Genomic DNA, 2,425 nt, shown 5'->3' with positions numbered 1-2,425 from the left:
GGGCGTCGGCCGGAGCAGCTTGGCGCGGCGGTGCGCGGGGTTCGGTTCGTACGCCGCGAGGTCCCGCTCCACCAGCACGTCCGCGATCCGCTGCACGCTCTGCCGGGCCACCCCCAGCACGCGCGCGACGCCGGCGACGGACAGCGGTTCTCGGCGGACGGCGTACAGCACCTGCCAGCGTGCCGCGGTCAGCCCCGCGGGAGCGGCCAGCAGCTCGCCGCGCGCGAGGAACTGGCCGCCGAGGCGGAACGACGCCGCGGCGGCGGCGTCGAGGAGCGCGGCGGCGCCGGGGGGCGTCGGGCCGTCCTCGTCCGCCGTGTCCCCGCCGGTGCCCTTGCGCATGGTCCGCCGCCTTCCGCTCCGTCTCTTTTCGGCCGGTTACGCGCAGACGGCCAGGTGAACGGTTCTGCGGGCGCGGCGCCCGCGTTCCCGTGACGACAGCATGCTGTCAAAAGGACAGCATGCTGTCGATCACCGCCACCGGGTGCCCTTATCGTGTGGGGGCATCCCCCATCAGGAAGGCCCACCGCATGACCCCCGCAGGCGCCGTGGTCCGGCGCGAGACGCTGCGTGCACAGATCGCCGACGCCCTGCGCGACGAGATCCTGGCCGGCCGGCTCGCGGCCGGGCAGCACATCACGGTCGGCGAGATAGCGGAGCAGTACGGGGTCTCCGCAACCCCGGTACGCGAAGCCCTGGTCGACCTCGCCGCCCAGGGCCTCCTCGACGTCGAGCAGCACCGCGGCTACCGCGTGCACGCCTTCACCCTCGACGACTTCCGCGCCATGGCCGACGCCCGCACCGTCGTGGAGATGGGCGTCTTCCACGCGAGCCCCCTGCACACGGTCGTCCCCCGGCCGGGCGCGCTGACCGCGATGCGCCGCCGCGGCGAGGAGGCCGAACGGGCGGCGAAGGCGGGGGACCTCGACGTGCTCGTCCACTACGACCTGCGCTTCTGGCGCGAGATCACCAGCCTGATCGGCAACGACTACATCACCGAGTTCCTGGAGCGGGTACGGATCCACTGCTGGGTCTTCGCCGTGCCGTATCTGCGCGAGGAGTGCGAGACCTGCGTGCCCGGCACGTTCTGGCAGGGGCACATGCAACTCGTCGAGGCCATAGAGCGGCGCGACGTGGCCGCCGCCGAGGAGGTCGTACGCACGTACAACCGGCACTCGCTCGAACTGATCGAACGGCTCGCGGGCGGCTGACGGCCGCGTCCCGCGGCCCGGTGGCCGAGACCCGGCGCAGGGGGGCGCGGTACCCGGCCGGGGGGTGCTGCGCGGCCGTGGTCAGCGGCTACCCTGAGCCGGACCGCGCAGTAAAGGAGCGTCCCGCTTGGCCTGCGACCTCTGGCTGGTGCCCCTCGTCGACGTCCTGTGCCACAGCCCCGACAACCCCTTCGCCGAGGAGATCGCCGCCTACGACGCCGCACTGGCGCAGGCGGGGCTGCCGCCGGTGCCCGTGCAGAGCTATATGCCGGGCCTGTCCGGGGATGTCGCCCCGGTCGCCGGCTTCGACTACGACGCGCTGCACTTCCTGCGCCGCGCGTACCTGCTGCAGTTGTGCGGCCTGGAAGTGACGCCGGTCGGCGAGCTGGGCGGGGACTACGAACAGCTGCTGGAGATGTTCGAGTCCACGGCGCAGCAGTCGCATCTGGTCTGGCACTACGACCACGCCGGCGCGTACGTCCCCGTCGACTTCCCGCACCCGCTGGTGACGGAGGAGCTGCTCGCGGGCGGCGGGCCGCTGGGCTCGGCGCAGGGGCTCGTACGCGAACTCGTCGCCGTCGCCCCGGCGATCGGCATCGACCCGGACAACCCGCCGCCCGCCCCGGCCCCGCCGCCGGGGCCGACGGAGCTGTCGGAGCCGGCGGCGACGGCGCCGGCGGACGGCGGGGAGTTCGCGCAGGAGCGGCACGTGTGGCTGGGGCTGCACGCGGCGGCGACGCGGAGCCTGGCGCAGGGGTCGATGATCGTCTTCAGCTGACGGCGGTGCCGGTGCTGCCGGTGCTGCCGGTGCTGCCGGTGCTGGTGGTGCTGCCGGCGGTGCCTGCGGGGTCGTCGGCTCCGGGGGTACGGGCCGGGGCGGCGGTGAAGTCGGTGCCGTTGCGCGGCACCCCGACGCCCCGCCAGGTGAACGGCACGCCCGCGGCCCGCCGCGGATCCGGGCCGTCCATGAGCTGGAAGTGCAGGTGCGGCTCGCTGGAGTTGCCGGAGTTCCCGACCTCCGCGAGCTGCTGCCCGGCCCGTACGGCGTCGCCCGCGCGCACGGTCGTCGAGCCCCGGCGCAGGTGCGCGAAGAGGGCGTACGAACCGTCCTCCAGCTCCAGCACGACATGGTTGCCGACGATCGCGCCGACGCCCGCGCCGGCGGCGGCGGAGCGGACCAGCTGCTCGACGACCATCAGGTACGCCAGCCCCGG

General features: G+C 74.3%; 4 protein-coding genes. 2 read left to right on the top strand and 2 right to left on the bottom strand.

Going from position 1 to position 2,425, the window contains the following annotated elements; translation table 11 throughout:
• Positions 1–342: MarR family winged helix-turn-helix transcriptional regulator (locus H5J30_RS27415; protein WP_181789998.1), on the bottom strand; the 342-nt coding region annotated here is incomplete at its 3' end.
• A gap of 188 nt (positions 343–530) precedes the next feature.
• Between H5J30_RS27415 and H5J30_RS27410 the strand changes: the two genes are divergently transcribed.
• Both H5J30_RS27410 and H5J30_RS27405 read left to right on the top strand, forming a co-directional pair.
• A complete protein-coding gene (locus H5J30_RS27410) occupies positions 531–1,211 on the top strand; it encodes a GntR family transcriptional regulator (protein WP_018839921.1) in 681 nt (226 codons plus the stop codon).
• Between the two features lie 127 nt (positions 1,212–1,338).
• Entirely contained in the window at positions 1,339–1,989 is a 651-nt protein-coding gene (locus tag H5J30_RS27405) for a putative DNA-mimic protein (protein ID WP_018839920.1), read from the top strand.
• On the opposite strand, the gene H5J30_RS27400 is transcribed toward H5J30_RS27405, so the two are convergent.
• Positions 1,982–2,425, bottom strand: a 444-nt coding sequence (locus H5J30_RS27400) for a M23 family metallopeptidase (protein WP_181789997.1), incomplete at its 5' end; no start/stop codon positions are given. The genes H5J30_RS27405 and H5J30_RS27400 overlap by 8 nt on opposite strands.

The sequence above is a fragment of the Streptomyces phytophilus genome (assembly GCF_013870535.1).
GTDB lineage: Bacteria > Actinomycetota > Actinomycetes > Streptomycetales > Streptomycetaceae > Streptomyces > Streptomyces phytophilus.
Note: the sequence above shows the minus strand (reverse complement) of the source record. Positions and strands in the feature narration are given on the sequence as shown.

Bases quoted from the DNA above. Each gene is read 5' to 3' on its own strand.
- H5J30_RS27410 (WP_018839921.1), top strand. From the start codon at position 531: ATGACCCCCGCAGGCGCCGTGGTCCGGCGCGAGACGCTGCGTGCACAG.